General features: G+C 73.7%; 21 protein-coding genes. 16 read left to right on the plus strand and 5 right to left on the minus strand.

Annotation, left to right across the window (positions count from 1 at the left end; translation table 11 throughout):
* Positions 1 to 25: 25 nt before the first annotated feature.
* Together ABD811_RS38985 and ABD811_RS38990 are read right to left on the minus strand one after the other, a co-directional pair.
* On the minus strand, positions 26 to 694 hold the full coding sequence (locus ABD811_RS38985) for a thioredoxin-like domain-containing protein (RefSeq protein ID WP_344957879.1): 669 nt from the start codon (positions 692 to 694) through the stop codon (positions 26 to 28).
* A gap of 118 nt (positions 695 to 812) precedes the next feature.
* Positions 813 to 1,262 carry a hypothetical protein gene (locus tag ABD811_RS38990; protein WP_344957881.1) on the minus strand — a complete coding sequence of 150 codons (450 nt, stop codon included), beginning with the start codon at positions 1,260 to 1,262 and terminating at the stop codon, positions 813 to 815.
* A gap of 462 nt (positions 1,263 to 1,724) precedes the next feature.
* Between ABD811_RS38990 and ABD811_RS38995 the strand changes: the two genes are divergently transcribed.
* From ABD811_RS38995 to ABD811_RS39025, 7 genes are all read left to right on the plus strand, one after another.
* The gene (locus ABD811_RS38995; RefSeq protein WP_344957952.1) at positions 1,725 to 3,002 is read left to right on the plus strand and encodes a replication-associated recombination protein A; all 1,278 of its coding nucleotides are present in this window, start codon (positions 1,725 to 1,727) and stop codon (positions 3,000 to 3,002) included.
* A gap of 282 nt (positions 3,003 to 3,284) precedes the next feature.
* A complete protein-coding gene (locus tag ABD811_RS39000) occupies positions 3,285 to 3,716 on the plus strand; it encodes a DUF948 domain-containing protein (RefSeq protein WP_344957883.1) in 432 nt (143 codons plus the stop codon).
* A complete protein-coding gene (locus tag ABD811_RS39005; protein WP_344957885.1) occupies positions 3,713 to 4,039 on the plus strand; it encodes a DUF6167 family protein in 327 nt (108 codons plus the stop codon). Before ABD811_RS39000 ends, ABD811_RS39005 begins: the two co-directional genes overlap by 4 nt.
* Before the next feature lie 2 nt (positions 4,040 to 4,041).
* Entirely contained in the window at positions 4,042 to 6,711 is a 2,670-nt protein-coding gene (alaS, locus tag ABD811_RS39010) for an alanine--tRNA ligase (protein ID WP_344957887.1), read from the plus strand.
* Between the two features lie 106 nt (positions 6,712 to 6,817).
* Positions 6,818 to 7,276, plus strand: coding sequence for a Holliday junction resolvase RuvX (gene ruvX, locus ABD811_RS39015; protein ID WP_344957889.1), 459 nt, complete (start codon positions 6,818 to 6,820; stop codon positions 7,274 to 7,276).
* Positions 7,273 to 8,484 (plus strand): endolytic transglycosylase MltG, encoded by a 1,212-nt coding sequence (mltG, locus tag ABD811_RS39020; RefSeq protein ID WP_344957891.1) that lies wholly within the window; start codon positions 7,273 to 7,275, stop codon positions 8,482 to 8,484. The genes ruvX and mltG overlap by 4 nt, the downstream gene beginning before the upstream one ends.
* Entirely contained in the window at positions 8,484 to 9,317 is an 834-nt protein-coding gene (locus tag ABD811_RS39025) for a shikimate dehydrogenase (protein ID WP_344957893.1), read from the plus strand. Before mltG ends, ABD811_RS39025 begins: the two co-directional genes overlap by 1 nt.
* A 14-nt stretch (positions 9,318 to 9,331) precedes the next feature.
* Here ABD811_RS39025 and ABD811_RS39030 read toward each other — a convergent pair whose 3' ends face one another.
* On the minus strand, positions 9,332 to 10,696 hold the full coding sequence (locus ABD811_RS39030; protein ID WP_344957895.1) for a prenyltransferase/squalene oxidase repeat-containing protein: 1,365 nt from the start codon (positions 10,694 to 10,696) through the stop codon (positions 9,332 to 9,334).
* Positions 10,697 to 10,889: 193 nt separating this feature from the next.
* On the opposite strand from ABD811_RS39030, the gene ABD811_RS39035 reads away from it, so the two are divergent.
* Positions 10,890 to 11,648 (plus strand): HIT family protein, encoded by a 759-nt coding sequence (locus ABD811_RS39035; protein WP_344957897.1) that lies wholly within the window; start codon positions 10,890 to 10,892, stop codon positions 11,646 to 11,648.
* On the opposite strand, the gene ABD811_RS39040 is transcribed toward ABD811_RS39035, so the two are convergent.
* Positions 11,597 to 12,742 carry a hypothetical protein gene (locus ABD811_RS39040; RefSeq protein ID WP_344957899.1) on the minus strand — a complete coding sequence of 382 codons (1,146 nt, stop codon included), beginning with the start codon at positions 12,740 to 12,742 and terminating at the stop codon, positions 11,597 to 11,599. The genes ABD811_RS39035 and ABD811_RS39040 overlap by 52 nt on opposite strands.
* The gene (locus ABD811_RS39045; RefSeq protein WP_344957901.1) at positions 12,739 to 13,299 is read right to left on the minus strand and encodes an NUDIX domain-containing protein; all 561 of its coding nucleotides are present in this window, start codon (positions 13,297 to 13,299) and stop codon (positions 12,739 to 12,741) included. Before ABD811_RS39045 ends, ABD811_RS39040 begins: the two co-directional genes overlap by 4 nt.
* 568 nt (positions 13,300 to 13,867) lie before the next feature.
* On the opposite strand from ABD811_RS39045, the gene infC reads away from it, so the two are divergent.
* From infC to pheT, 8 genes are all read left to right on the plus strand, one after another.
* The gene (gene infC, locus ABD811_RS39050) at positions 13,868 to 14,425 is read left to right on the plus strand and encodes a translation initiation factor IF-3 (RefSeq protein WP_425549508.1); all 558 of its coding nucleotides are present in this window, start codon (positions 13,868 to 13,870) and stop codon (positions 14,423 to 14,425) included.
* A gap of 227 nt (positions 14,426 to 14,652) precedes the next feature.
* Positions 14,653 to 14,847: a 50S ribosomal protein L35 gene (gene rpmI / locus ABD811_RS39055; protein ID WP_067915329.1), complete on the plus strand. Its 195-nt coding sequence runs from the start codon at positions 14,653 to 14,655 to the stop codon at positions 14,845 to 14,847.
* A 72-nt stretch (positions 14,848 to 14,919) separates the two neighbouring features.
* Positions 14,920 to 15,297 carry a 50S ribosomal protein L20 gene (gene rplT / locus ABD811_RS39060; protein WP_344957907.1) on the plus strand — a complete coding sequence of 126 codons (378 nt, stop codon included), beginning with the start codon at positions 14,920 to 14,922 and terminating at the stop codon, positions 15,295 to 15,297.
* A gap of 17 nt (positions 15,298 to 15,314) precedes the next feature.
* Positions 15,315 to 16,139 (plus strand): TrmH family RNA methyltransferase, encoded by an 825-nt coding sequence (locus tag ABD811_RS39065; RefSeq protein ID WP_344957909.1) that lies wholly within the window; start codon positions 15,315 to 15,317, stop codon positions 16,137 to 16,139.
* A gap of 244 nt (positions 16,140 to 16,383) precedes the next feature.
* Positions 16,384 to 16,854 carry an STAS domain-containing protein gene (locus tag ABD811_RS39070; RefSeq protein ID WP_344957910.1) on the plus strand — a complete coding sequence of 157 codons (471 nt, stop codon included), beginning with the start codon at positions 16,384 to 16,386 and terminating at the stop codon, positions 16,852 to 16,854.
* A gap of 157 nt (positions 16,855 to 17,011) precedes the next feature.
* Positions 17,012 to 18,088, plus strand: coding sequence for a sensor histidine kinase (locus ABD811_RS39075; RefSeq protein WP_344957912.1), 1,077 nt, complete (start codon positions 17,012 to 17,014; stop codon positions 18,086 to 18,088).
* Between the two features lie 122 nt (positions 18,089 to 18,210).
* The gene (pheS, locus tag ABD811_RS39080; RefSeq protein WP_344957915.1) at positions 18,211 to 19,320 is read left to right on the plus strand and encodes a phenylalanine--tRNA ligase subunit alpha; all 1,110 of its coding nucleotides are present in this window, start codon (positions 18,211 to 18,213) and stop codon (positions 19,318 to 19,320) included.
* Positions 19,320 to 21,821, plus strand: a complete 2,502-nt coding sequence (gene pheT / locus ABD811_RS39085; RefSeq protein WP_344957918.1) for a phenylalanine--tRNA ligase subunit beta — start codon at positions 19,320 to 19,322, stop codon at positions 21,819 to 21,821. The genes pheS and pheT overlap by 1 nt, the downstream gene beginning before the upstream one ends.
* The last annotated feature ends 178 nt before the right edge of the window (positions 21,822 to 21,999 follow it).

Below are 21,999 nucleotides of genomic sequence, written 5' to 3' on the forward strand. Positions count from 1 at the left end.
ACGGCCGTGCCGGTCTCGGCGTCGCTCACGGGGTGTCCTTGGCGCCGTTGCAGGCGGCGCCCGGCTCGGGGGTCTGCGGGCCCTTCACGTAGGCGCGCAGGAACGCGTCGATCCGCGAGTCGGAGGCGTCCTGCACCTTCAGCTGCTTGCCCCACGCGCTGAGGACGATGGGGGCGTCCAGGTTCGGATACGGGCTCAGCAGCGTGTAGTCGGTGCCGTCCACCTTGTCCTTGAGCCGGTCGAGCTGGTCGCCGGCCAGGCCGGGACGGTAGGTGATCCACACCGCGCCGTGCTCCAGGGAGTGGACGGCGTTCTCGTTGCGCAGCGGCTGGTCGTAGACCCGTCCGTCGCAGTTCTGCCAGACGGGGTCGTGGGCGCCGCCCATGGGCGGGTCGGTGTCGTACTGCACGGCCCCGCCGGTGTGGTCGCGGCTGAGGTTGTCCTTCTGCACCACGCCGGAGATCGCCGCCGCCTCCGAGGCGGACGGCTCCCGGGTCTGCATGAAGGCGAACGCGATGGCCACCACCGCCACGACGCCGATCACCGTGAAGAAGACGATGCCTCCCCACGGGACCTCCCGCTTGGTGAGCACGTTCTTCTGGTTGCGGTTGCGCGCCTGCGGTGCGCGGTTGCGGTTCTGCTGGTTCTTCTGCTGGTTCTGGTTGCGGGCCCGTGTACGGGCGCTCTTGGACATTCGGGGGTCTCTCCAAGGGAACTGGGATGAGGCAGGAACGGCGACATGGCCGTAGGGCGGCAGGGCCGCACGGCAAGCGCGGTGAGCGGGGAAGGCCCTGGCTCCTACGGCCGGGCCGTCACAGCCTCAGAACCTGGAGAGAAGCGAGTGAAGGCGGGGAGGGCGGGCCGGTCGCCTGTGGGGCGAGGACCCTGTGCCCACGGGGCGCCAAAAGCGCGCGCATGGGACGCCGTCCCACGGCCAGCGCGAGCGTCAGCAGGCTGATCAGCACGGCGAGGCACAGGCACGCGTGGGCGGGGCTCAGCGGAGGCAGGTCGACCGGGGCCTTCAGCGTCGTCGCCAGAGGCGTCGCCGCCGGATGCGCGGGGTGCGCCTGTTCCGGCGGGCCGCCGGCCAGCGCGTCGGCGACCTCGGACGGCACCGACAGGGCGTGCTGGGTGCACACGCGCAGCGGCGCCCCGTGCCCCAGCCCGTAGCTGGAGACGAGCCCGGCCACCACGAACAACGCCACGAGCAGGCCGGCCAGCCCGTGGCGCCGCTGCGAGGCGGCGGCCGCCGTACGGGTCACCGATTCACCTCCGGGCGATGCCAACGCGATCACGGCGCTCGACGCGACCGACATGACCAACACGACCAACCTGACCGAACCGGCCAAACCTCACCGAGCTGGCCGAATAGACCAGCTTGATGAACCTGGCCAAGCACCCAACGCCGCGCCGCGGTGCCGAGTTCCCCAGGACGCGGGTGCCGGATCGGTTGATATCGGAACGGTACCGTCATTCCGGGCGGCGGCGCGGGGAACCGTCCGCCCCGCCCCGAGGGGGTCGGAGCCCTGCCGGAGATGTCGGTCCGGCGAGATAGTGTTCGGAAGGTGAGCAGGGCGCGACCGGACCAGCCGGAGGGGCTTTTCGACGACCCGCTGGAGGAGATCACCGGCGGTCGCTCGGCCGAACCGGCCGCCGCCGGACCGGCCGCCGCGAGTGCGGCGGGCGCGGGCCCGGCCGACGGCCGGGAGCCGCTGGCGGTGCGGATGCGCCCGCGCGGCCTGGACGAGGTGGTCGGCCAGTCGCACCTGCTGGGCCCGGGCACGCCGATCCGCCAGCTCGTCGACCGCGACCAGCCCATGTCGCTGGTGCTGTGGGGGCCGCCCGGCACCGGCAAGACCACCCTGGCCACCGTGGTCAGCCGTGTCACCAGCCGCCGCTTCGTGGAGATCTCCGCGGTGACCGACGGCGTCAAACGGGTCCGCGCCGAGATCGACCTGGCCCGCCGCGAACTGGGCATGACCGGGCGGCAGACCGTCCTGTTCGTCGACGAGGTGCACCGCTTCAACAAGGCCCAGCAGGACGCGCTGCTGCCCGCGGTGGAGAACCGCTGGGTGTCGTTCATCGGCGCCACCACCGAGAACCCGTTCTTCTCGGTGATCAGCCCGCTGCTGTCGCGGTCGCTGCTGCTCACCCTGGAGCCGCTCGGCGAGGACGACCTGCGCGAGGTGGTGCGCCGCGCGCTGGCCGACGAACGCGGCCTGGCCGGGGCGACCACGCTGGACGCCCCCGCCGAGGACCACCTCATCCGCCTGGCCGGCGGCGACGCCCGGCGCGCCCTGACCTACCTGGAGGCCGCCGCCCTGGTCGCCGGGGACGGGCAGCCGATCACCGTCGAGGTGCTGGAGAAGGCGGTCGACCGGGCCGCGGTGCGCTACGACCGCGAGGGCGACCAGCACTACGACGTCATCAGCGCGTTCATCAAGAGCATCCGCGGCAGCGACGTCGACGCGGCCCTGCACTACCTGGCCCGCATGCTGGAGGCGGGGGAGGACGCCCGGTTCATCGCCCGGCGGCTGATCGTGCACGCCAGCGAGGACGTCGGCATGGCCGACCCCACCGCGCTGCAGACCGCCGTCGCCGCCGCGCAGGCCGTGGAGTTCGTCGGGCTGCCCGAGGCTCGCATCAACCTGGCCCAGGCCGTGATCCACCTGGCCGTCGCGCCCAAGTCCAACGCCGTGATCACCGCCGTGGACGAGGCGATCGGCGACGTCCGCCGCGGCCTGGTCGGGCCCGTGCCCGCCCACCTGCGCGACGCCCACTACAAGGGCGCCGCCAAGATCGGGCACGGGGAGGGCTACAAGTACGCCCACAACTACCCCGGCGGCGTGGTGCGCCAGCAGTACGCGCCCGACGCGGTGCGCGGACGCGAGTACTACCGGCCCACCCGCTACGGCGCCGAGGCCCGCTTCTCGGAGATCGTCGACCGCATCCGCTCCGTCCTGCGCGGCCGCGCCCGCGACACGCCGCCCGACGCCCGCTGACCCCGCCGGCCCCCGCCGCCCTCACCGAGGCGGCCCCGCCGCCCCCGGGCGCCTCCGTCGACGCGATGTAGGGATTCATTCGGGCATCGCCGGTGTTTGCCCGATAACCTGCCGTGCGACACCCCGGTCACACTGGGACCGCGGCGCCCCGCCCGCCCGCGGCGGACGGCCGCGTTGCGCGCCCCCGGCGGCTGCGCACCCGCGTCTCCCTGACCGGTGCCCACGGTAAGGTCTGTCAGACCGGACCAGCCAGCCCGAAAGACACAGCGAACGGAAGTCCTGATGCTCACAGGTGGACAGCTCGCGGGCCTCATCGTGGCCGTGTTCTGGGCCGTGCTCGTCTCCTTCCTCGCCTACACGCTGCTGCGGCTCGCCCGGCTCCTGCGCGAGGCCGGCGACCTGGTCGCCGACATCGCCGACCAGGCCGGTCCGCTCATGGAGGACATGACCCGCACGGTGCGCCGCGCCAACGAGCAGCTCGGCCGCACCGACGTGATCACCAAGCAGGTCGCGGGGGTCACCCAGAACGTCTCGGCCGTCACCACCGTGATGACGTCCGTGGTGGGCGGCCCGCTGGTGAAGGCGGCGGCGTTCTCCTACGGGGTCCGCAAGGCGCTGGCCGCCCGCTCCGAGGAGGGCCGCGCCACGGGACGGTCCGAGCTGACGCCCGCTCCCTCCCGCAACGGCGCCAGGAGCAGGGGGCGCGGGCGATGAAACGGCTGTTCTGGCTCTCGGTCGGCGCGGGCGCCGGCATCTACGCCAGCCACCGGGTCAAGCGCCGGGTGGAGCGCCTGGCGCGCACCTGGTCGCCCGAGGGCGTGGCGTCCCGCGCGGTCACCGCCGGACACGACATGGGGGATCGGCTGAGGCATTTCGCCGACGACGTCCGTAGAGAGATGCGGAACCGTGAGGCGGAACTGCGGGAGGCCGTACAGATCGACACCGTGCCGATCGACCCCGCGCCGGACCCGACCCGGCGGCGCCGGGTGCTCAAGGCGCGTTACACGATCATCGACGACGACAAGGATGGCCACTGATCATGGAGTCGGCAGAAGTCGCACGCCGCTTCCTTTCGTTCTTCGAACGGCGCGGGCACACCGTGGTGCCCTCGGCCAGCCTGGTCGCCGAGGACCCGACCCTGCTGCTGGTGAACGCCGGCATGGTCCCGTTCAAGCCGTACTTCCTCGGCCAGCGCACCCCGCCCTCGCAGCGGATGACCAGCGCCCAGAAGTGCGTGCGCACCCCGGACATCGACGAGGTCGGCAAGACCACCAGGCACGCCACCTTCTTCCAGATGCTGGGCAACTTCTCCATCGGCGACTACTTCAAGGAGGGGGCGATCCCCTTCGCGTGGGAGCTGCTGACCACGCCGCAGTCCGACGGCGGGTTCGGCTTCCCCGAGGACAGGCTGTGGGTCACCGTCTTCCAGGACGACGACGAGGCCGCCGACATCTGGCACACCAAGGTCGGCGTGCCGCTGGAGCGCATCCAGCGCCGCGGCCTGGCCGACAACTACTGGCACATGGGCGTGCCCGGGCCCGGCGGCCCCTGCTCGGAGATCTACTACGACCGCGGCCCCGAGTACGGCCGTGAGGGCGGGCCGGTCGCCGACGAGGACCGCTACCTCGAGGTCTGGAACCTGGTGTTCATGCAGTCGCAGCTGGCGGCGGTGCGCAGCAAGGTCGACTTCGACGTCGAGGGCGACCTGCCCGCCAAGAACATCGACACCGGCATGGGCCTGGAGCGCATGGCCGCGATCCTGCAGGGCGTCGACAACATCTACGAGACCGACACCCTGCGGAAGATCCTCGACCGCGCCGCCGGGCTGACCGGCGCCAAGTACGGCCGTGACGCCCGCGCCGACGTGTCCCTGCGGGTCGTCGCCGACCACGTGCGCAGCGGCACGATGATGGTCGCCGACGGCATCCGCCCCGGCAACGAGGGCCGCGGCTACGTGCTGCGCCGCATCCTGCGCCGCTCCATCCGCAACCTGCGGCTGCTCGGCGGCCAGGACGCCGGGCTGATGCACGAGCTGACCGCCGTGGCGATCTCCGCCATGGGCGAGCAGTACCCCGAGCTCGTCCGCACCGCCGCCAACATCCACACGGTGATCGACGCCGAGGAGGAGTCGTTCCTGGCGACCCTGCGCACCGGCACCGCGATCTTCGACACGGCGGTGGCGGAGACCCGCGGCGCGGGCGGCACCACGCTGCCGGGCGAGCAGGCGTTCAAGCTGCACGACACCTACGGCTTCCCCATCGACCTCACCCTGGAGATGGCCGCCGAGCAGGGCCTGAGCGTCGACGAGGCGGGCTTCCGCCGGCTGATGGCCGAGCAGCGGGAGCGGGCCAAGCGCGACGCGGCGGAGAAGAAGACCGGCAACCTGGACGTGTCGGTGCTGGACGAGCTGCTCACCAGCGCGGGCGGCCGGGTCGACTTCGTCGGCTACGAGAACGTCACCGGCGAGGCCCGGCTGGTCGGCCTGCTGGTGGGCGGCGCGGGCGTGCCCGCCGCGGGCGAGGGCACCGAGGTCGAGGCGGTCCTGGACCGCACCCCGTTCTACGCCGAGGGCGGCGGCCAGCTCGCCGACCAGGGCGCGATCCGGCTCGGCAACGGCGCGGTCATCCAGGTCCGCGACGTGCAGTCGCCGCTGGCCGGGCTGATCGTGCACCGCGGCGTGGTGGCCAGCGGCGAGGCCCAGGTCGGCGACGCCGCCTACGCCGAGATCGACGTGGACCGGCGCCGGGCGATCTCCCGGTCGCACTCGGCCACCCACATGGTGCACGCCGGGTTCCGCCGGGCGCTCGGCGAGTCGGCCGCGCAGGCGGGCTCGGAGAACTCCCCGGGCCGGTTCCGGTTCGACTTCACCGCCGCCGGGGCCGTGCCGCACAGCGTCCTGCGCGACGTGGAGGACGAGGTCAACGCCGTGCTGGTGGACGACCTGGACGTGCGGGCCTTCCACACCTCCATCGACCAGGCGCGGGCCATGGGCGCGCTGGCGCTGTTCGGTGAGAAGTACGGCGACGAGGTCCGCGTCGTGGAGATCGGCGACTACTCGCGCGAGCTGTGCGGCGGCACCCACGTGCACCGGTCCGGGCAGCTCGGCCTGGTCAAGATCCTCGGCGAGTCGTCCATCGGCGCCGGGGTGCGCCGGGTCGAGGCGCTGGTCGGCATTGACGCCTTCCGCTTCCTGGCCCGCGAGAGCGTGCTGGTCGCGCAGCTGGCCGAGCAGATGAAGGCGCGCAAGGAGGAGCTGCCCGAGCGGATCTCCGGCGTGGTGACGCGGCTGCGCGAGGCCGAGAAGGAGCTGGAGCGGCTGCGCTCGGCGCAGGTGCTGGCCGTCGCCGGCTCGCTGGCCGACGGCGCCAGGGACATCGGCGGCGTGGCGTTCGTCGGGCACCGCGCGCCCGACGGCACCGGCGCCGACGACCTGCGCAAGCTCGCCGTGGACGTGCGCGGACGGCTGGCCGCCCGGCCCGCCGTCGTCATGGTCACCGGCGTGCCCAAGGACCGTCCGGTCGTGGTCGTCGCCGTCACCGAGGGCGCGCGCGAGCGCGGCCTGAAGGCGGGCGCGCTGGTCGGCGTGGCCGCCAAGGCGCTCGGCGGCGGCGGAGGCGGCAAGGACGACCTCGCCCAGGGCGGCGGCTCCAACGCCGGCGCCGTCGGCGAGGCGCTGGCCGCCGTGGAACGGGCCGTAGGGGCCGCGTGAGCGCCATGGTCGCGCGAGGGCACGGCATGGGCGCGCACCGCGCCCGCGGGCGTCACCCGGGACGCCGGTCGCGGGAGCGCCGTGCGCGGCGGAGCGGAGCACGGCCATGAGGCAGGGCGTCCGGCTCGGGATCGACGTGGGCACCGTCCGCATCGGCGTCGCCCGCAGCGATCCCGCCGGCATACTCGCCTCGCCACTGGAGACGGTGCGGCGCGGCAAGGGCGACCTGGACCGCCTTGCCGCGCTCGCCGCGGAGAACGAGGCCATCGAGGTGGTCGTGGGCCTGCCCACGTCGCTGTCGGGCCGTGAGGGACCCGCCGCCGAGGCGGCCCGGCGGTTCGCCGCCGAGCTCGCCGGGCGGCTGGCCCCCGGCACCGTCCGGCTCTGCGACGAGCGGCTCACCACCGTCACGGCGGAGACCGGGCTGCGCGCGGGGGGCGTGCGCGGCCGGGCGCGCCGGCAGGTCGTCGACCAGACGGCCGCCGCTGTTCTGTTGCAATCGGCCCTGGACGGGGAAAGGTTGACGGGGCGCCCCCCAGGCGAGATCGTCCGGGGAGGCTCATGAACGACTTGGATCTGTTCTCCGACCCCTACGGGGACCGCCCCCAAGGGCACGGGGGCTACGAGGAACAACAACAACGACGGCAGGCACCGCCGCCCGGGCGCCGCGACCGGCGCACCGCGCGCAGGCGGCAGCGCCGCAAACGCCGCAACAGCCGCGCCGCCGTGCTGTTCGCGCTGGCGTTCCTGGTGGCGGTGGGCGGCACCGGCGGGGTGCTCGGCGTCGCCTGGCTGGACCACCGGCTGCATCCGCCGGACTACGACGGCACGGGCTCGGGCACTGTCACGGTCCAGATCAAGGAGGGCGACAGCGGCTCGTCCATCGCCGCCACCCTGCAGGGCCACGGCGTGGTCAAGAGCACCCGCGCGTTCGTGCAGGTGTACGGCAAGGAGCCCAAGGCGTCCACCATCCAGCCGGGCTTCTACCAGATGCGCAAGCGGATGTCGTCGGCCGCGGCGATGGCGCTGCTGCTCGATCCCAAGTCGCGGTCGGGCAACCAGATCACCATCCCCGAGGGGCTGCGCGCGACCCAGGTCGTCCAGCAGCTGTCCCGCAAGACCGGCATCCCGCAGGCCGAGTTCACCAGGGTGCTGCGGAAGCCGAGCGGGCTGGGCCTGCCGTCGTACGCCAAGGGCAACGTCGAGGGCTACCTGTGGCCGGGACGCTACGACCTGAACCCCAACGCCTCGGCGCAGGAGATCCTCAAGCAGATGGTGGACCGGTTCAAGCAGGCCGCCGACCGGATGGACCTGGAGGGCAAGGCCAAGTCCGCCGAGATCCCCATGTCCCCCGGTTCGGTGATCACCATGGCCAGCCTGATCCAGGCCGAGAGCGGCCGTCCCTCGGACATGCCGAAGATCTCCCGGGTGATCTACAACCGGCTGAAGCACAAGCCCGAGCCGATGTACCTGAAGTTCGACAGCACCACGCTGTACGGGCTGAACAAGTTCGGGTACGTGGCCAGCAACGAGGACATCCGCTCGCAGAGCCCGTACAACACCTACCAGCATGCGGGGCTGCCGCCGGGCGCGATCTCCAACCCGGGCGAGTCGGCCATCCAGGCGGTGTTCGAGCCCGAGCCGGGCGACTGGCTGTGGTTCGTCGCCACCGACCCCAAGAACCGGATCACCGAGTACGCCGACAGCGAGGCCGAGTTCAACCGGCTGCGGGCCAAGCTGAACGCGTACCTGGAAAGGAACGGGGGGAACTAGTGCCGCACGCCCTCGTCGCGGGCTCCCCGATCGCGCACTCGCTGTCCCCGGTGCTGCACCGGGCCGCGTACGCCGCGATGGGCCTGGACGACTGGACGTACGACGCGGTCGAGTGCGCCGAGGAGGGCCTGCCCGCCCTCCTCGGCGGGCTCGGCCCCGGCTGGGCCGGGCTGTCGCTCACCATGCCGCTCAAGCGCGTGGCGCTGACGCTGGCCGACACGGTGACGGACCTTGCGGCCACGGTGGGCGCCGCCAACACCCTCGTGCCGCGCGACGGCCGCCTGCACGCCGACAACACCGACGTGTACGGCATCGTCACCGCGCTCACCGAGGCCGGGCTGGGCGAGCCCGCGTCGGTGCTGGTGCTGGGCGGCGGCGCGACGGCCGCGTCCGCCCTGGCCGCGCTGGCGCAGCTCGGCGTGACCGGGACGCGGCTCGCGGCGCGCCGCCCCGAACGCGCCCGCGACGCCGCCGAGGCCGGGCGGCGGTTCGGCCTGGCCGTCGAGGTCGCCTCGCTCGACCGGCTGCCCGCCCTGCTGGACGTCGACCTGGTGGTGTCGACGCTGCCCGCGGGCGCCGCCGACCCCTACGCCGAGCTGGTGGCCGGGTCCGGCGCCGCCCTGTTCGACGTGGCGTACGGGCGGCCGACGGAGCTGACCGGAGCGGTCGAGAGCGCCGGGGCACGGGTCGTCGACGGCTTCCCCATGCTGGTCCACCAGGCCGTACGGCAGGTGCAGCTGATGACCGGACGCGACGACGTGCCGGTCGAGGCGATGCGCGACGCCGGAAGCGCCGAGCTGCTGCGCCGCGCCCGCGTCTCCTACGGCGCCTGACGCTCCACCGCCCCTCACTGGGGGGTCGGCGGCGGCTCTGCGGTCTGCTGTCCGGGCGCGGGAAGCGCCGGGGGCGGGGAGCGGCGCCGCTTGGCCGTCTCGTGCGCGGTGGTCATCACCATCGGCAGGATCACGCTGAGCCAGAAGTCCTTCCAGCCCCACGTGCCGGTGGCCACGCCGCCCATGCTCCCCACCGCCACCAGGGCGAGCAGCAGCCTGCTCCAGTTGCGCCGCAGATACGGCACGACCTGGACGCGCGGCCCCTGGGAGGGAAGCAGGGCGGGCAGGGGACGGTCACGGGCGTGTGAGCGCTGCACCACGGCCGCGTCCGGCAGCCAGTGCAGCACGTCCCCGGACTCGGCCAACGGCATCCGGGTCAGATCCGTCAGCGCCTCCAGACGCCACCACAGCGTCCACAACGACGTGCGGCCGCTGCCGGGAAGGCCGTTCCACCGGGGCGTGGCCACCTCACCGCGCACCAGCGTGTGGAACGCGCAGCCCACCGTGGGGCCGGGCACGCCGCGCGGGTCGCGCAGCAGCGCCGACAACGCGATCGGCAGGCCGTAGTGCCACAACGCCAGCCGCCACACCGGCCGCGTGTCCGGCCCGTTGGGCGCCACGTCGTAGGTCTCGATCCAGGTGTGCGAGTCCTCGGTGTCCAGGTTGGCGCGCAGCCAGTCGTAGGCCGCCGGCAACCGCTCGTCGTGCTGCAGGGGGCGCGCCTCCGCCAGGGTCAGAAGGACGAAGGCGGTGTGGGTGACGGTCGGACCCGCGGCCCGTGTCGGCCCCCAGGCGGGGCGCCTGCTCGTACGGTCGGACGTCAGCCACTCCACGCCCCGCTCGACGGCGGGGTGGTACGGGTTGAGCTGGGTCAGCGCGCGCAGGGCCAGGCACGTCTGCCACACCCGCGACGGGCACCCGTACAGCGACCCCCAGCCGCCGTCCGGATTCTGGTTGTGCAGCAGCCACCGGTAGGCGCGCCGGATGTCGGGTGCGTCGTCACGCAGGTCGCAACGCGCGCGTGCCAGGAACCGCGCGATCCACGCCGTCGCCTCCACGACGGGCAGGCCCAGGCTGGTCCTGGTGGACCAGCCGCCGTCCCTGAGAGGGTCGGCGGAGGCGGTCTGGCGGGCGGCCAGGTACGCCAGCCCTTCGTCGAAGTGCTCGAACGACCGGCCCGCCTCCGTGAACGCCAGCAGGCCCACCGCCGTCGCGGTCGCCCCCGGGTCGGGGCGCGTCAGGTCGTGGTACCAGCCGCCGCCGACATCGTCGGCCGGGGCGTAGGCGTCGCGCAGGACGTCGAGCGACTCGTTCAGCCGGGTCTGGAGCACGGCCATGTCGATACTGGAGAAGGCGCTGGGCGGCGGTACTGTCGTCACGGTAGAACGATCTTTGTCAACATGGCCGTCATCTCTTGTGTATGTGCCCGTTAAGCCACGGTTCTGCACCCCCGATGTGCGCAGGCTCTGACCCGCCGACCCCCACGGCGAGGTAGATCTACCGCATCAGCCGCGCGCCGCAGGGCACGCTCTGGGACGCCCCCCGATCCCCCGCACGCTCCCAGGAGGCGTCGTGGCCGAACCCGCGATGCGTACCGACCCCCAGACGGACTGCGTCCTGTGCCCCCCGCTCAGATTCCGCTTCAACGCCATGGCCGACCTGCCCGGGCCCGGCTGCGTCCTGGCGGCGGACGACGCGTTCCTGCTCATGCCCGACCTGGCACCGCTCACCGACGGGCACCTCCTGCTGGTGACGACCGGCCACCACCAGTGCGCGGCGGCGTTCAGCGCGGCCCTGTGGGGTCGCGCGCTGCGATGGCGCCGCCACGTCGCCCGCCTCTACACGGCCGCCTACGGCGCAGCCGACGTGCTGGTCATGGAGCACGGACCCGGCAGCCCCCAAGGCGGAGGCGCGTGCATCGACCACGCCCACTGGCACCTGCTGCCGACCACGGCGAGCGTACGGGTCGTCCTGGAGGAACAAGGCCTGCGCGGCGGGGTTGCGACGCACCAGGCGCTGCGCGCATGCTTCCGTGCCCGCCGCTCCTACCTCCTGGTGGAGGAACGCGGCCAGGCCGTCATGTACCCAGGGGACGGAGCCCCGCGCCAGTACCTGCGCTGGGCCGCCGCCGTGGCGCTGAGCCGTCACACTGGCGGCACGGCACCGGACGTCTGGCGCTGGCAGGAGATGTTCGGCCTGTCGCAGAGCAAGGCCCGCTTCCTGCGCACGCTGGACGCCATGCGCGCGGCCGTCGCGGCGACCGGCCCCCACGAGCGGGGTCAGCGGCTCCCCGGCGCGCCCCCGCTGGAACGCAACGACAGCCACCAGTAGAGCTCCCCGGCCGCCAGCCGGTCACCGAACCCTGTGCGGCGCACCCGCGGGCCGTACCCCGACGGGTACTCCATGAGCACATGCTCCCGCCGGTACGCCACCACGTCCTCCAGCGCGCTGGGGCCGTGACGCAGCAGCCACAACGGCCGTCCCCGCACTGTGCGGTCCAGCGCCGGCAGCATCTCCCGCACGCCGGCCGCGTCGCACGGCACCGGCAGGCCCAGCAGCCGGGCCAGCGTCGGCACCTCGGTGATGACCACGTCGGCCGCCTCGAGCACCGGCATCGCCTCGGCGGCGGGCAGCCTGCGGTCGATGTCGTGCGGCACCAGGTCGAACGCCACCAGCGTGCCGGCCTCCCGCGCGACCTGCACCGCCGCCCGCAGCGCCGCCCGCGACACCGGCGCCAGCAGGGCGTAGCCGTCGGCGAACAGGGCGTCCGCGTGCCGGATCGCCCGGCCCGCCCGGCGCACCTCGCTTTCGGTCAGGCGGCGGCCCGGACCTTGGTCGTCCACCACCAGCAGCCGTACCCCGCGCCGCCCGTCCGCGCCCTGCCCGGTCGGCCCGCCCCGGCCGTCCTCCCGGTTGTCGCCGGGCGGCTCCGCCCGCCAGTCCGCGGCGCGCCCGGCCGGCCCGTCTCCGGCGGCCTCTCGGCCGTCGGCCGGGGGCACCGCGTCGGGGTGGGCGGCTCCGTCGCGCAGCATCATCGCAACGCCGTTGGGTGCGCCAGGCTCCACGCACAGCAGGTCGCGCACGCCCATCCGCCGCAGCTCGCGCCGGATCACGGGAGTGAACGCGTCGTCGCCGATCTTGCCCAGCACCGCCACCCGGCGGAAGTAGCCGGTGGCGCACCGGGCCATGTTCACCGCCGTGCCCGCCACCACCGCCCGGGCCGGGGCGTAGGCCAGCCGGTCGGCGGCCACGTCGGCGAAGCGCACGCCGGGCAGATCCGCCCGCGCCTCGATCATCACGTCGCCCAGCACGACCAGGCGGAACCGGCGCTGTGCGGCGCCGTCCAGCCCCGGCCACAGGACGGGCGCGGACGCGGCCGCCCGGCCGCCGGGGGAGGAGGCCGCCCCCGTGCCGTCCCCGGTCACCCGGCCGCCGCGTGCAGCCGCAGGAACGCCCGCATCACCGGCCGCAGGTCGGGGATCAGGTCGAAGCCGGACAGGCGGGCCAGCGGCACCCAGGTGAGTTCGCCCAGGTGGTCGTCGGGCATCTGGTGCTCCAGGGTGATCTCCGTGGTCACCGCACGGCACGTGCGCGCGACCGCCACCACCCTGACCAGCCCGCGCCCGCCGCCCGAGCCCGGTGACCCGCCCTCCGGACCGTCGGGGCCGTCGGGGCGGTCCGCGGGCGCCCGACCGGGCATGAACCACTGCCACAGGTGGAACGGCGGCCCGGGATCGACCTTGAGGCCGACCTCCTCCCAGACCTCCCGGCGGATGTGGTCGTCCAGGTCCAGGTCGTCGGCCACCTCCAGGCGGCCGCCCGGTACCTCCCACCGGCCCGGATGCAGCGGGTCGGACGCGGACTTGCGCACCAGCAGCAACCGGTCGTCGTGGACGATGAAGGCCTTCTGCGCGAACTCCAGCCGGACCGGGGAGCCGGTCAGGTCGGTGGTCGTAACGGCCTCGCTCCTGAATACGGGCATCGCGGGAATTCTTTCCGTGCGGCCGGCCCACGGCGTCCCCTGGGCAGGACCACGGTAACAAGGGCGCCGCCGGCGGCACAGGGCGCGCGAGTGAGTTCTGACGTGCCTTTCACGGGCAGCCGGGTGTGCCCCAGACAGGGGCCCAAAGGGAATGAACGGGGCGCGGCAGGGGTTTGCAACCAGTGGCGTACAACACGGCAGAACGCACGCGTACCGGCCCGGCCGGCGATCGGGCGGCGAAGCCGGATGGCACATCAGGACCCGGCAGGTGATAGTCTTGGTGGTCGACCGATCCGGCATGGGTGTCCAAGTGTTCACCCGGGCCGGGCGCAAGCGGAGGCCACCTCCCACCTGACCGGCCGTTAGAGGCCGGTGGGTCTCGGTTCCGGCGGACGGGCGCCAGCGGCGTCCGGCACGCCGTCGTCCCCGGGCACCGTCCCGAGGGCGGCCGAAGGTGGCCCCGCATGCGATGCCGTGCGGGGCTTTTCGTATGGGAAGCCCTGGGTACGACCGGTCCGAAGACTTGGAGTAACGGCCCCTAGGAGGTCCCATCAGCGCCGAACCGCGTATCAACGAGCGCATCCGAGTGCCCGAGGTCCGGCTCGTCGGTCCGAACGGCGAACAGGTGGGCATCGTGCCCATCGCCAAGGCCCTTGAACTCGCGCGCGAGGCCGACCTCGACCTCGTCGAGGTGGCCCCCACGGCGCGCCCGCCCGTCGCCAAGCTCATGGACTACGGCAAGTTCAAGTACGAGTCCGCGATGAAGGCGCGAGAGGCGCGCAAGAACCAGGCGCACACGGTCATCAAGGAGATCAAGCTCCGACCGAAGATCGACCCGCACGACTACGAGACCAAGAAGGGTCACGTGGTGCGGTTCCTCAAGGCCGGCGACAAGGTCAAGGTCACGATCATGTTCCGTGGCCGTGAGCAGTCCCGGCCGGAACTGGGCTTCCGCCTGCTGCAGCGGCTGGCCGACGACGTCGAGGAACTCGGTTTCGTCGAGTCCCGGCCCAAGCAGGACGGGCGGAATATGATCATGGTGATCGGGCCGCACAAGAAGAAGGCGGAGGCCCGGGCCGAGCGAGCGGCGGCCCGCTCGCAGAACACGGGGCCCGGCTCGGACTGAGCCGGCCCCGCCTCGGCCCCGTCCCGGGCCGCCCTGTGGCGGCGCGGCCGGGCCGCGCGGACGGCCGTCCGGCCGTTCCGCGTGTGACCCTGCGCTCAGGCAGGGTCGAGACGCACGTACATTGAAGCCTGATCCAGGCGCGTCCCCCACGGGACCCGTGGGGCGCGCCGATCAGGCGCGCCCCCGTGCACCCCGGGGGCCCGGAGTTGAGGGAGACGACGGCGACCATGCCGAAGACGAAGACGCACAGCGGCGCCAAGAAGCGGTTCAAGCTGACCGGCTCCGGCAAGGTGATCCGCCGCCGCGCCAACCGCAACCACCTGCTCGAGCACAAGCCCAGCAAGCGGACCCGGCGCCTGGACGGCACGACCGTGGTGTCCCCGGCCGACGCCAAGAACCTCAAGAAGCTGCTGCGCAAGTAGTAGTCGCGCCTACCGGATCTGTACGACCGGCCGAGGGCCAGGCGGCCCCGGCCCCCACGAAGGAGCAGTCACGTGGCACGCGTGAAGCGGGCGGTCAACGCCGCCAAGAAGCGTCGGGTCGTCCTGGAGCGGTCGAGCGGCTACCGCGGCCAGCGGTCGCGTCTGTACCGCAAGGCCAAGGAGCAGCAGCTCCACTCGATGACCTACGCCTTCCGGGACCGCAAGGACCGCAAGGGCCAGTTCCGGCGGCTGTGGATCCAGCGCATCAACGCCGCCGCCCGCGCCAACGGCATGACCTACAACCGGTTCATCCAGGGGCTGAAGGCCGCCGAGGTGGACGTCGACCGGCGCATGCTGGCCGAGCTGGCGGTCAACGACGCCGCCGCGTTCGCCGCCCTGGTGCAGGTGGCCAAGAAGGCGCTGCCGGCCGAGGGCTCGGCGGCGGCCTGACCGGGCTCGGACCGACGATGGCGAGCGGCGAGCTGACCTCCGTCCGGTCACCCCGGGTCAAGGCGGCTCGCCGGCTCGCCAAACGCGCGTTCCGGCGCCGCGACCGCCGGTTCCTGGCCGAGGGACCGCAGGCGGTGCGCGAGGCCCTGGAGGTGCCCGGGCGTCTGGCCGAACTCTTCACCACCGCCGAGGCCGAGTCGCGGCACGCCGACCTGGTGCGCGCCGCCGAGCGGGCGGGCGTGCCGGTGCTGCGGGTCAGCGGCGAGGTCATGGCCGAGCTGGCGCAGACCGTCACCCCGCAGGGCCTGCTGGCGGTGTGCGAGTTCGTGGACGTCCCGCTGGAGGGCGCGCTGGAGGCCGCGCCCCGGCTGGTGACGGTGCTCGCGCACGTGCGCGACCCGGGCAACGCGGGCACGGTGCTGCGCACCGCCGACGCCGCCGGATCGGAGTCGGTGATCTTCACCGACGCCTCGGTGGACCCGTACAACGGCAAGTGCGTGCGGGCCTCGGCGGGCAGCCTGTTCCATCTGCCCGTCGTCGTCGGGCCGCGGTTCGACGACCTGATCCCCGCGCTGCGGAGCGCGGGCCTGACGGTGCTGGCCGCCGACGGGGCGGGCAAGCGCACCCTGGACGAGGCGATCGACGACGGGCTGCTGGCCCGCCCCACCGCCTGGGTGTTCGGCAACGAGGCGTGGGGGCTGCCCGAGGAGATCCTGGGCAGCGTCGACGACGTGGTGCGCGTGCCGATCTACGGCCGCGCCGAGAGCCTCAACCTGGCCACGGCCGCGGCCGTGTGCCTGTACGCCTCCGCCCGCGCCCAGCGCGCGGGCCGGGCGGGCTAGTTCGCGCCGTCTGTGCGCACTATTACCGATGGCCGGATGCGGCCGCCATCGGCCCCGCCGCAACCTCGGTGAACTGGGAAGATGGAGTCCCGCCGGGCGGCGCCGCGGGGGAGTCGGCGCGCGTTCGGGCTCGTTCCGAAGGAGGAGCGGGAGACCACCCGGACGGCGGATTTCAGGCGTCGTACCCGATGCCTACCGTGAGGGGCGAGAGCGGCGACGAGGCCGCGGGAAAATGGGGGCGGACATGATGACCGACGACGGCAGGGCGACGCGGCGCGCGGGCCTGGGACGGCGCCGGCCGGAGATCCGGTGCCGGTCGAGCGCGGTCCGGCGGCCGCGGGGCACCCCGCCGGATCTGAGGGTGACCGTCGCCGACGCCTTCGCCGACGCCGCCGTCGTGACCGTCGAGGGCGAGATCGACCTGGGCACCGCCGAGACGCTGCGCGCCGAGCTGTTCGCCCTGCACGCCGCGGGCCGCCGCGGCCTGGTGGTCGACTTCGCCGGGGTGCGCTTCTGCGACGCCAGCGGCCTGGGCGCGCTGGTCGCCGCCCACAACCGGGTGACCGCCGACGGCGGCCGGGTCCACCTGGCCCGCGTCCGCCCGCAGCAGGCGCGCCTGCTGAGCATCACCGGCCTGGACCGGCTGTTCCCCTCCCACGACGACCTCGCCGAGGCCGTCGCCGCCGCCCGCGCCTCCACCGCGTCCGCGGGGTAGCGCCGGCCGGCGGCGTGTACGGCGGCGTGTACGGCGGGGACACAAAAGGCTTGCCGGGGCGGGGCTTCCGGGTGCCGTGAGACGCCGGTGTGCGGATAGAGTCTCCTCTCGTAAAGACTCGGAAAGGCCGCGTTCCAACCGGTGACTGGAGGCCGTCGTGGGCGGAGAGCACTCCCCGGACGCGTCCGGGCGCGAGGCTCTCGACGATCTTCCCGACGGGGTGCTGGTGGCCGACCGGGCCGGGCGGGTCGTGGCGTTCAACGCCGCCGCCGCCCGGATGACCGGCGTCCCGGCGCGCGCGGCGCTCGGCCGCGACTTCCGCGACGTGCTGCCGCTGCGCGACGTCGAGGGCCGCGACTGGTGGAAGTGCGTGGCCCCCTACGAGGGCCTGGCGATCCGCACCCGGCACCCCGAACGGTCGCTGTACCTGCCCGACGGCACCGAGGTGCTGGTGACCGCCGGCTACCGGCGCGGCGAGGGCCGGCGCGTGGAACGGTTCACCGTGTGCCTGCGCGACGCCGCCCAGCGCGCCCGCCGCGAACGCGACCGCGCCGACCTGGTGTCCACCGTCGCGCACGAGCTGCGCTCCCCGCTGACCAGCGTCAAGGGGTTCACCGCCACGCTGCTGGCGCGCTGGCACCGCTTCAACGACGACCAGAAGCGGGTCATGCTGGAGACGGTCAACGCCGACGCCGACCGCGTCACCCGGCTGATCACCGAGCTGCTGGACGTCTCGCGCATCGAGGCCGGGCGGCTGGAGATGCGCCGCCAGGTGGTCGACCTGGCCGAGGAGGTCCGCAAGGTGATCGCCGGACGGGTCGCGGCGGGCGACGCCGAGGACCGGTTCCGGTTCGAGACGCGCGGCACCCTGCCGGAGATGTGGCTGGACCCGGACAAGATCGGGCAGATCATCGGTAATCTGGTGGAAAACGCGGTGCGTCACGGCGCCGGAACGGTCACCATAGTGGTGGAGCCGGACGTGCATGGGGAGGGAGCCGCCGTGTCGGTGCGCGACGAGGGCGAGGGCATCCCGCCCGAGGCCGCGCAGCGCGTGTTCCGGCAGTTCTGGCGCGGCCCCGGAGGCAACCGGCGCCGCGGCACCGGCCTCGGTCTCTACATCGTCAAGGGCCTGGTGGAGGCGCACGGCGGCACGATCACCGTGCAGCGCGCCCCGGGCGGCGGCGCCGAGTTCCGATTTATCTTGCCCGCCGGGGCTCCCGACTACGCCGTCTGAGCGGCGTCACGAGCCGCCGAGCGGGCCGACACCGGAGATCATTCCGCCGCGTCCCGGGATCGCGCCGCAGGCGGCGCCACTAGACTCGGGGCGTTCCACGCCGACCGGAGTTGTCAACCACCATGTCTGCACCCAACAAGTCCTACGACCCTGTCGAGGTGTCCACGCTGGCGCCCGAGGAGGTCGAGCGGGCCCGCGACGAGGCGCTGGCCGCCATCGCCGCGGCCGCCGACCTCGACGAGCTCAAGCAGGTGCGCCTGGCGCACGCGGGCGACCGTTCCCCGCTGGCCCTGGCCAACCGCGAGATCGGCGCGCTGCCGCCCGCGGCCCGCGCCGAGGCGGGCAAGCGCGTCGGCGCCGCCCGCGGCGCGGTCGGCAAGGCGATCAAGGCGCGCCAGGCCGAGCTGGAGGCCGAACGCGACCGGCGCGTGCTGGTCGAGGAGACCGTCGACGTCACGCTGCCGTGGGACCGGGCCCCGCGCGGCGCCCGGCATCCGCTGACCACGATCCAGGAGCGGATGGCCGACGTGTTCGTCTCGATGGGGTTCGAGATCGCCGAGGGGCCCGAGGTCGAGGCGGGCTGGTTCAACTTCGACGCGCTGAACTTCAAGCCCGACCACCCGGCGCGCACCATGCAGGACACCTTCTTCGTCGGCTCCGAGGACACCGACCTGGTGCTGCGCACGCACACCTCGCCGGTGCAGGTGCGGTCGCTGCTGGAGCGCGACCTGCCGGTGTACGTGGTGGTGCCGGGCCGCACGTACCGCACCGACGAGCTGGACGCCACGCACAGCCCGGTCTTCCACCAGCTGGAGGGCCTGGCGGTCGACGAGGGCCTGACCATGGCCGACCTGCGCGGCGCGATCGACGCGTTCGTCGGCGGCATGTTCGGGGAGGGCCTGGCGACGCGGTTCCGGCCGTCGTACTTCCCGTTCACCGAGCCGTCGGCCGAGGTGGACATGCAGTGCTTCGTGTGCCGGGGCGCGTCGGTCGAGCCGGACGCCGAGCCGTGCCGCACCTGCTCCTCGGAGGGCTGGATCGAGCTGGGCGGCTGCGGCATGGTCAACCCGCGGGTGCTGGTGGCCTGCGGCGTCGACCCCGAGCGCTACAGCGGCTGGGCGTTCGGGCTGGGCGTGGAGCGGACGCTGATGTTCCGCCACGGCGTCGAGGACATGCACGACATGGTCGAGGGTGACGTGCGGTTCACCCTTCCGTTCGGGATGGAGATCTGATGCGGGTCCCGCTTTCGTGGCTGCGGGAGTTCGTCGAGCTGCCCGCGGACGTCACCGGCCGCGACCTGGCCGCCCGGCTGATCGAGGCGGGCCTGGAGGTCGAGACGGTCGAGCAGGCCGGCGCCGACGTCGTCGGCCCGCTGGTGGTCGGCGAGGTGCTGGCCGTCGAGGAGCTGACCGGGTTCAAGAAGCCGATCCGGTACTGCCAGGTGAACGTGGGGCAGGCCAACGGCACGGGCGAGCCGCAGAACATCATCTGCGGCGCCACCAACTTCGCCGCCGGCGACCGCGTCGTGGTGATCCTGCCCGGCGGGGTGCTGCCCGGCGGGTTCGAGATCGGCGCGCGTAAGACCTACGGCCGCATGTCCGAGGGCATGATCTGCTCGGTGCGCGAGCTGGGCATCGGCGACGACCACGCCGGCATCCTGGTGCTGCCGCCCGACGCGCCGGTCGGCGCCGACGCGATCGAGCTGCTCGGCCTGCGCGACGACGTGCTCGACATCGCCGTCACGCCCGACCGCGGCTACGCGCTGTCGATCCGCGGCGTGGCGCGCGAGGCCGCCATCGCCTACGACGTGCCGTTCCGGGACCCGGCCGCCGTCGACCTCCCCGACGACACCGCCGAGGTCCACCCGGCGAGCATCGCCGACCCGACCGCCTGCGACCGGTTCGTGCTGCGCGAGGTGCGCGGCTTCGACCCCGCCGCGCAGACCCCCATGTGGATGCAGGTGCGGCTGTTCCGCGCCGGGATGCGGCCGGTGTCGCTGGCGGTGGACGTCACCAACTACCTGATGCTGGAGCTGGGCCAGCCGCTGCACGCCTTCGACCGCGGCAAGCTGACCGGCCCGATCGTGGTGCGCCGCGCCCGCGAGGGCGAGAGCCTGGAGACGCTCGACCACGTCAAGCGCGACCTGCACCCCGAGGACATCCTCATCACCGACGCCTCCGGGCCGATCTCCATGGCGGGCACCATGGGCGGCCTGGCCACCGAGATCGACGAGACCTCGACCGACATGGTGATCGAGGCGGCGCACTTCGACGCCATCGGCACCGCGCGCATGGTCCGCCGCCACAAGCTGCACAGCGAGGCGTCCTACCGGTTCGAGCGCGGCGTCGACCGCGAGCTGCCGCTGTACGCCTCGTACCGGGCGGCGCGGATGCTGGCCGAGCTGGGCGGCGCCGAGATCGTCCCGGGCGTCACGCACGCGCAGGCCCCGGCCGGCACGGTCACGATCACCATGCGGGCCGATCACCCGGCACGCGTCGCGGGGGTCTCCTACGACCGGGCCACGGTGGTGCGCCGCCTGGAGCAGGTCGGCTGCGCGGTCGACGGCGGCGCCGGCGACGGCGCCGAGGACGGGGACGTGCTGACGGTGACGCCGCCGTCGTGGCGTCCCGACCTCACCGACCCCAACGACCTGGCCGAAGAGGTCATCCGGCTGGAGGGCTACGAGAACATCCCGGCGCGGCCGCCGCGTCCCATCGCCGGGCGGGGCCTGACGCCCGGCCAGCGGCTGCGCCGCCGCATCGGCCGGGCGCTGGCGGGCGCGGGCTACGTCGAGACGCCGAACTTCCCGTTCGTCGCCGAACGCGACTGGGACGCGCTGCAACTGCCGGCCGACGACCCGCGGCGCCGGGCGCTGCGGCTGGCCAACCCGCTGTCGGAGGACGAGCCGCTGCTGCGCACCACGCTGCTGCCGGGGCTGCTGCGCACCCTGGCCCGCAACGTGGGCCGCGGCTTCTCCGACGTGGCGCTGTTCGAGCTCGGCCTGGTGTTCCGGCCGCGTCCGGGCGCGCCGGAGCGGGCGCCGCGCCTGCCGGTCGACCGCGGCCCGACCGCCGACGAGATCGCCTCGCTGGAGGCCGCGCTGCCCGACCAGCCGCTGCGCGCCGCCGTTGTGCTGGCGGGCGAGCGGGAGCGCGCCGGCTGGTGGGGTCCGGGCCGCCCCGCCGGGTGGGCCGACGCGATCGAGGCCGCCCGCGTGGTGGCGCGCGAGGCCGGGGTGGAGCTGACGGTGAAGGCCGACCAGCACGCGCCGTGGCACCCGGGCCGCTGCGCCGCCCTGTACGTCGGCGACACGCTGGTGGGGCACGCCGGTGAGCTGCACCCGCGCACGGTCAAGGAGTACGGCCTGCCGCAGCGGACCTGCGCGATGGAGCTGGAGGTGCGCGGCCTGGGCGAACCGGACGTGACGCGGGCGCCGCACGTGTCGTCCTACCCGGTCGCGACCCAGGACGTGGCGCTGGTCGTCGACGCGGACGTGCCGGCGGCGCAGGTCGAGGCGGCGCTGCGCGAGGGCGCCGGGGAACTGCTGGAGTCGGTGCGGCTGTTCGACGTCTACACCGGCGAGCAGGTGGGGGAGGGACGCCGGTCCCTGGCCTACACGCTGCGGTTCCGCGCCGCCGACCGCACGCTGACCGCGGAGGAGTCGGGCGCCGCCCGTGACGCGGCCGTGGCCCTGGCCGCCGAGCGCACCGGCGCCGTCCTGCGCGGCGCGTGAGGTTCGCCTTCGACGCGACGACGGAACGGCCCCGCACCATGCCGGTGCGGGGCCGTTTCTCATGCGCACGGGAATAACCCTTGGGACCTTTGTGTTGGCGGATGATGTCCGGCTAAGCTGGATCGGTCTTATCGTCGCCCGGCAGGGGAGTCCGTTGGAGAACTGAGGTCGCCGACAC

It is taken from the genome of Actinomadura miaoliensis (genome assembly GCF_039536785.1).
Taxonomy (GTDB): domain Bacteria; phylum Actinomycetota; class Actinomycetes; order Streptosporangiales; family Streptosporangiaceae; genus Spirillospora; species Spirillospora miaoliensis.

What these genes read in the sequence shown, in the direction of transcription:
- ABD811_RS38995 (WP_344957952.1), top strand. Translation starts at nt 1,725, where the DNA reads ATGCGCCCGCGCGGCCTGGACGAGGTGGTCGGCCAGTCGCACCTGCTG.
- alaS (WP_344957887.1), top strand. Translation starts at nt 4,042, where the DNA reads ATGGAGTCGGCAGAAGTCGCACGCCGCTTCCTTTCGTTCTTCGAACGG.
- rpmI (WP_067915329.1), top strand. Translation starts at nt 14,653, where the DNA reads ATGCCGAAGACGAAGACGCACAGCGGCGCCAAGAAGCGGTTCAAGCTG.
- ABD811_RS39045 (WP_344957901.1), bottom strand. Translation starts at nt 13,299, where the DNA reads ATGCCCGTATTCAGGAGCGAGGCCGTTACGACCACCGACCTGACCGGC.
- pheS (WP_344957915.1), top strand. Translation starts at nt 18,211, where the DNA reads ATGTCTGCACCCAACAAGTCCTACGACCCTGTCGAGGTGTCCACGCTG.
- pheT (WP_344957918.1), top strand. Translation starts at nt 19,320, where the DNA reads ATGCGGGTCCCGCTTTCGTGGCTGCGGGAGTTCGTCGAGCTGCCCGCG.
- ruvX (WP_344957889.1), top strand. Translation starts at nt 6,818, where the DNA reads ATGAGGCAGGGCGTCCGGCTCGGGATCGACGTGGGCACCGTCCGCATC.
- ABD811_RS38985 (WP_344957879.1), bottom strand. Translation starts at nt 694, where the DNA reads ATGTCCAAGAGCGCCCGTACACGGGCCCGCAACCAGAACCAGCAGAAG.
- ABD811_RS39000 (WP_344957883.1), top strand. Translation starts at nt 3,285, where the DNA reads ATGCTCACAGGTGGACAGCTCGCGGGCCTCATCGTGGCCGTGTTCTGG.
- ABD811_RS39070 (WP_344957910.1), top strand. Translation starts at nt 16,384, where the DNA reads ATGATGACCGACGACGGCAGGGCGACGCGGCGCGCGGGCCTGGGACGG.
- ABD811_RS39005 (WP_344957885.1), top strand. Translation starts at nt 3,713, where the DNA reads ATGAAACGGCTGTTCTGGCTCTCGGTCGGCGCGGGCGCCGGCATCTAC.
- ABD811_RS39065 (WP_344957909.1), top strand. Translation starts at nt 15,315, where the DNA reads ATGGCGAGCGGCGAGCTGACCTCCGTCCGGTCACCCCGGGTCAAGGCG.
- mltG (WP_344957891.1), top strand. Translation starts at nt 7,273, where the DNA reads ATGAACGACTTGGATCTGTTCTCCGACCCCTACGGGGACCGCCCCCAA.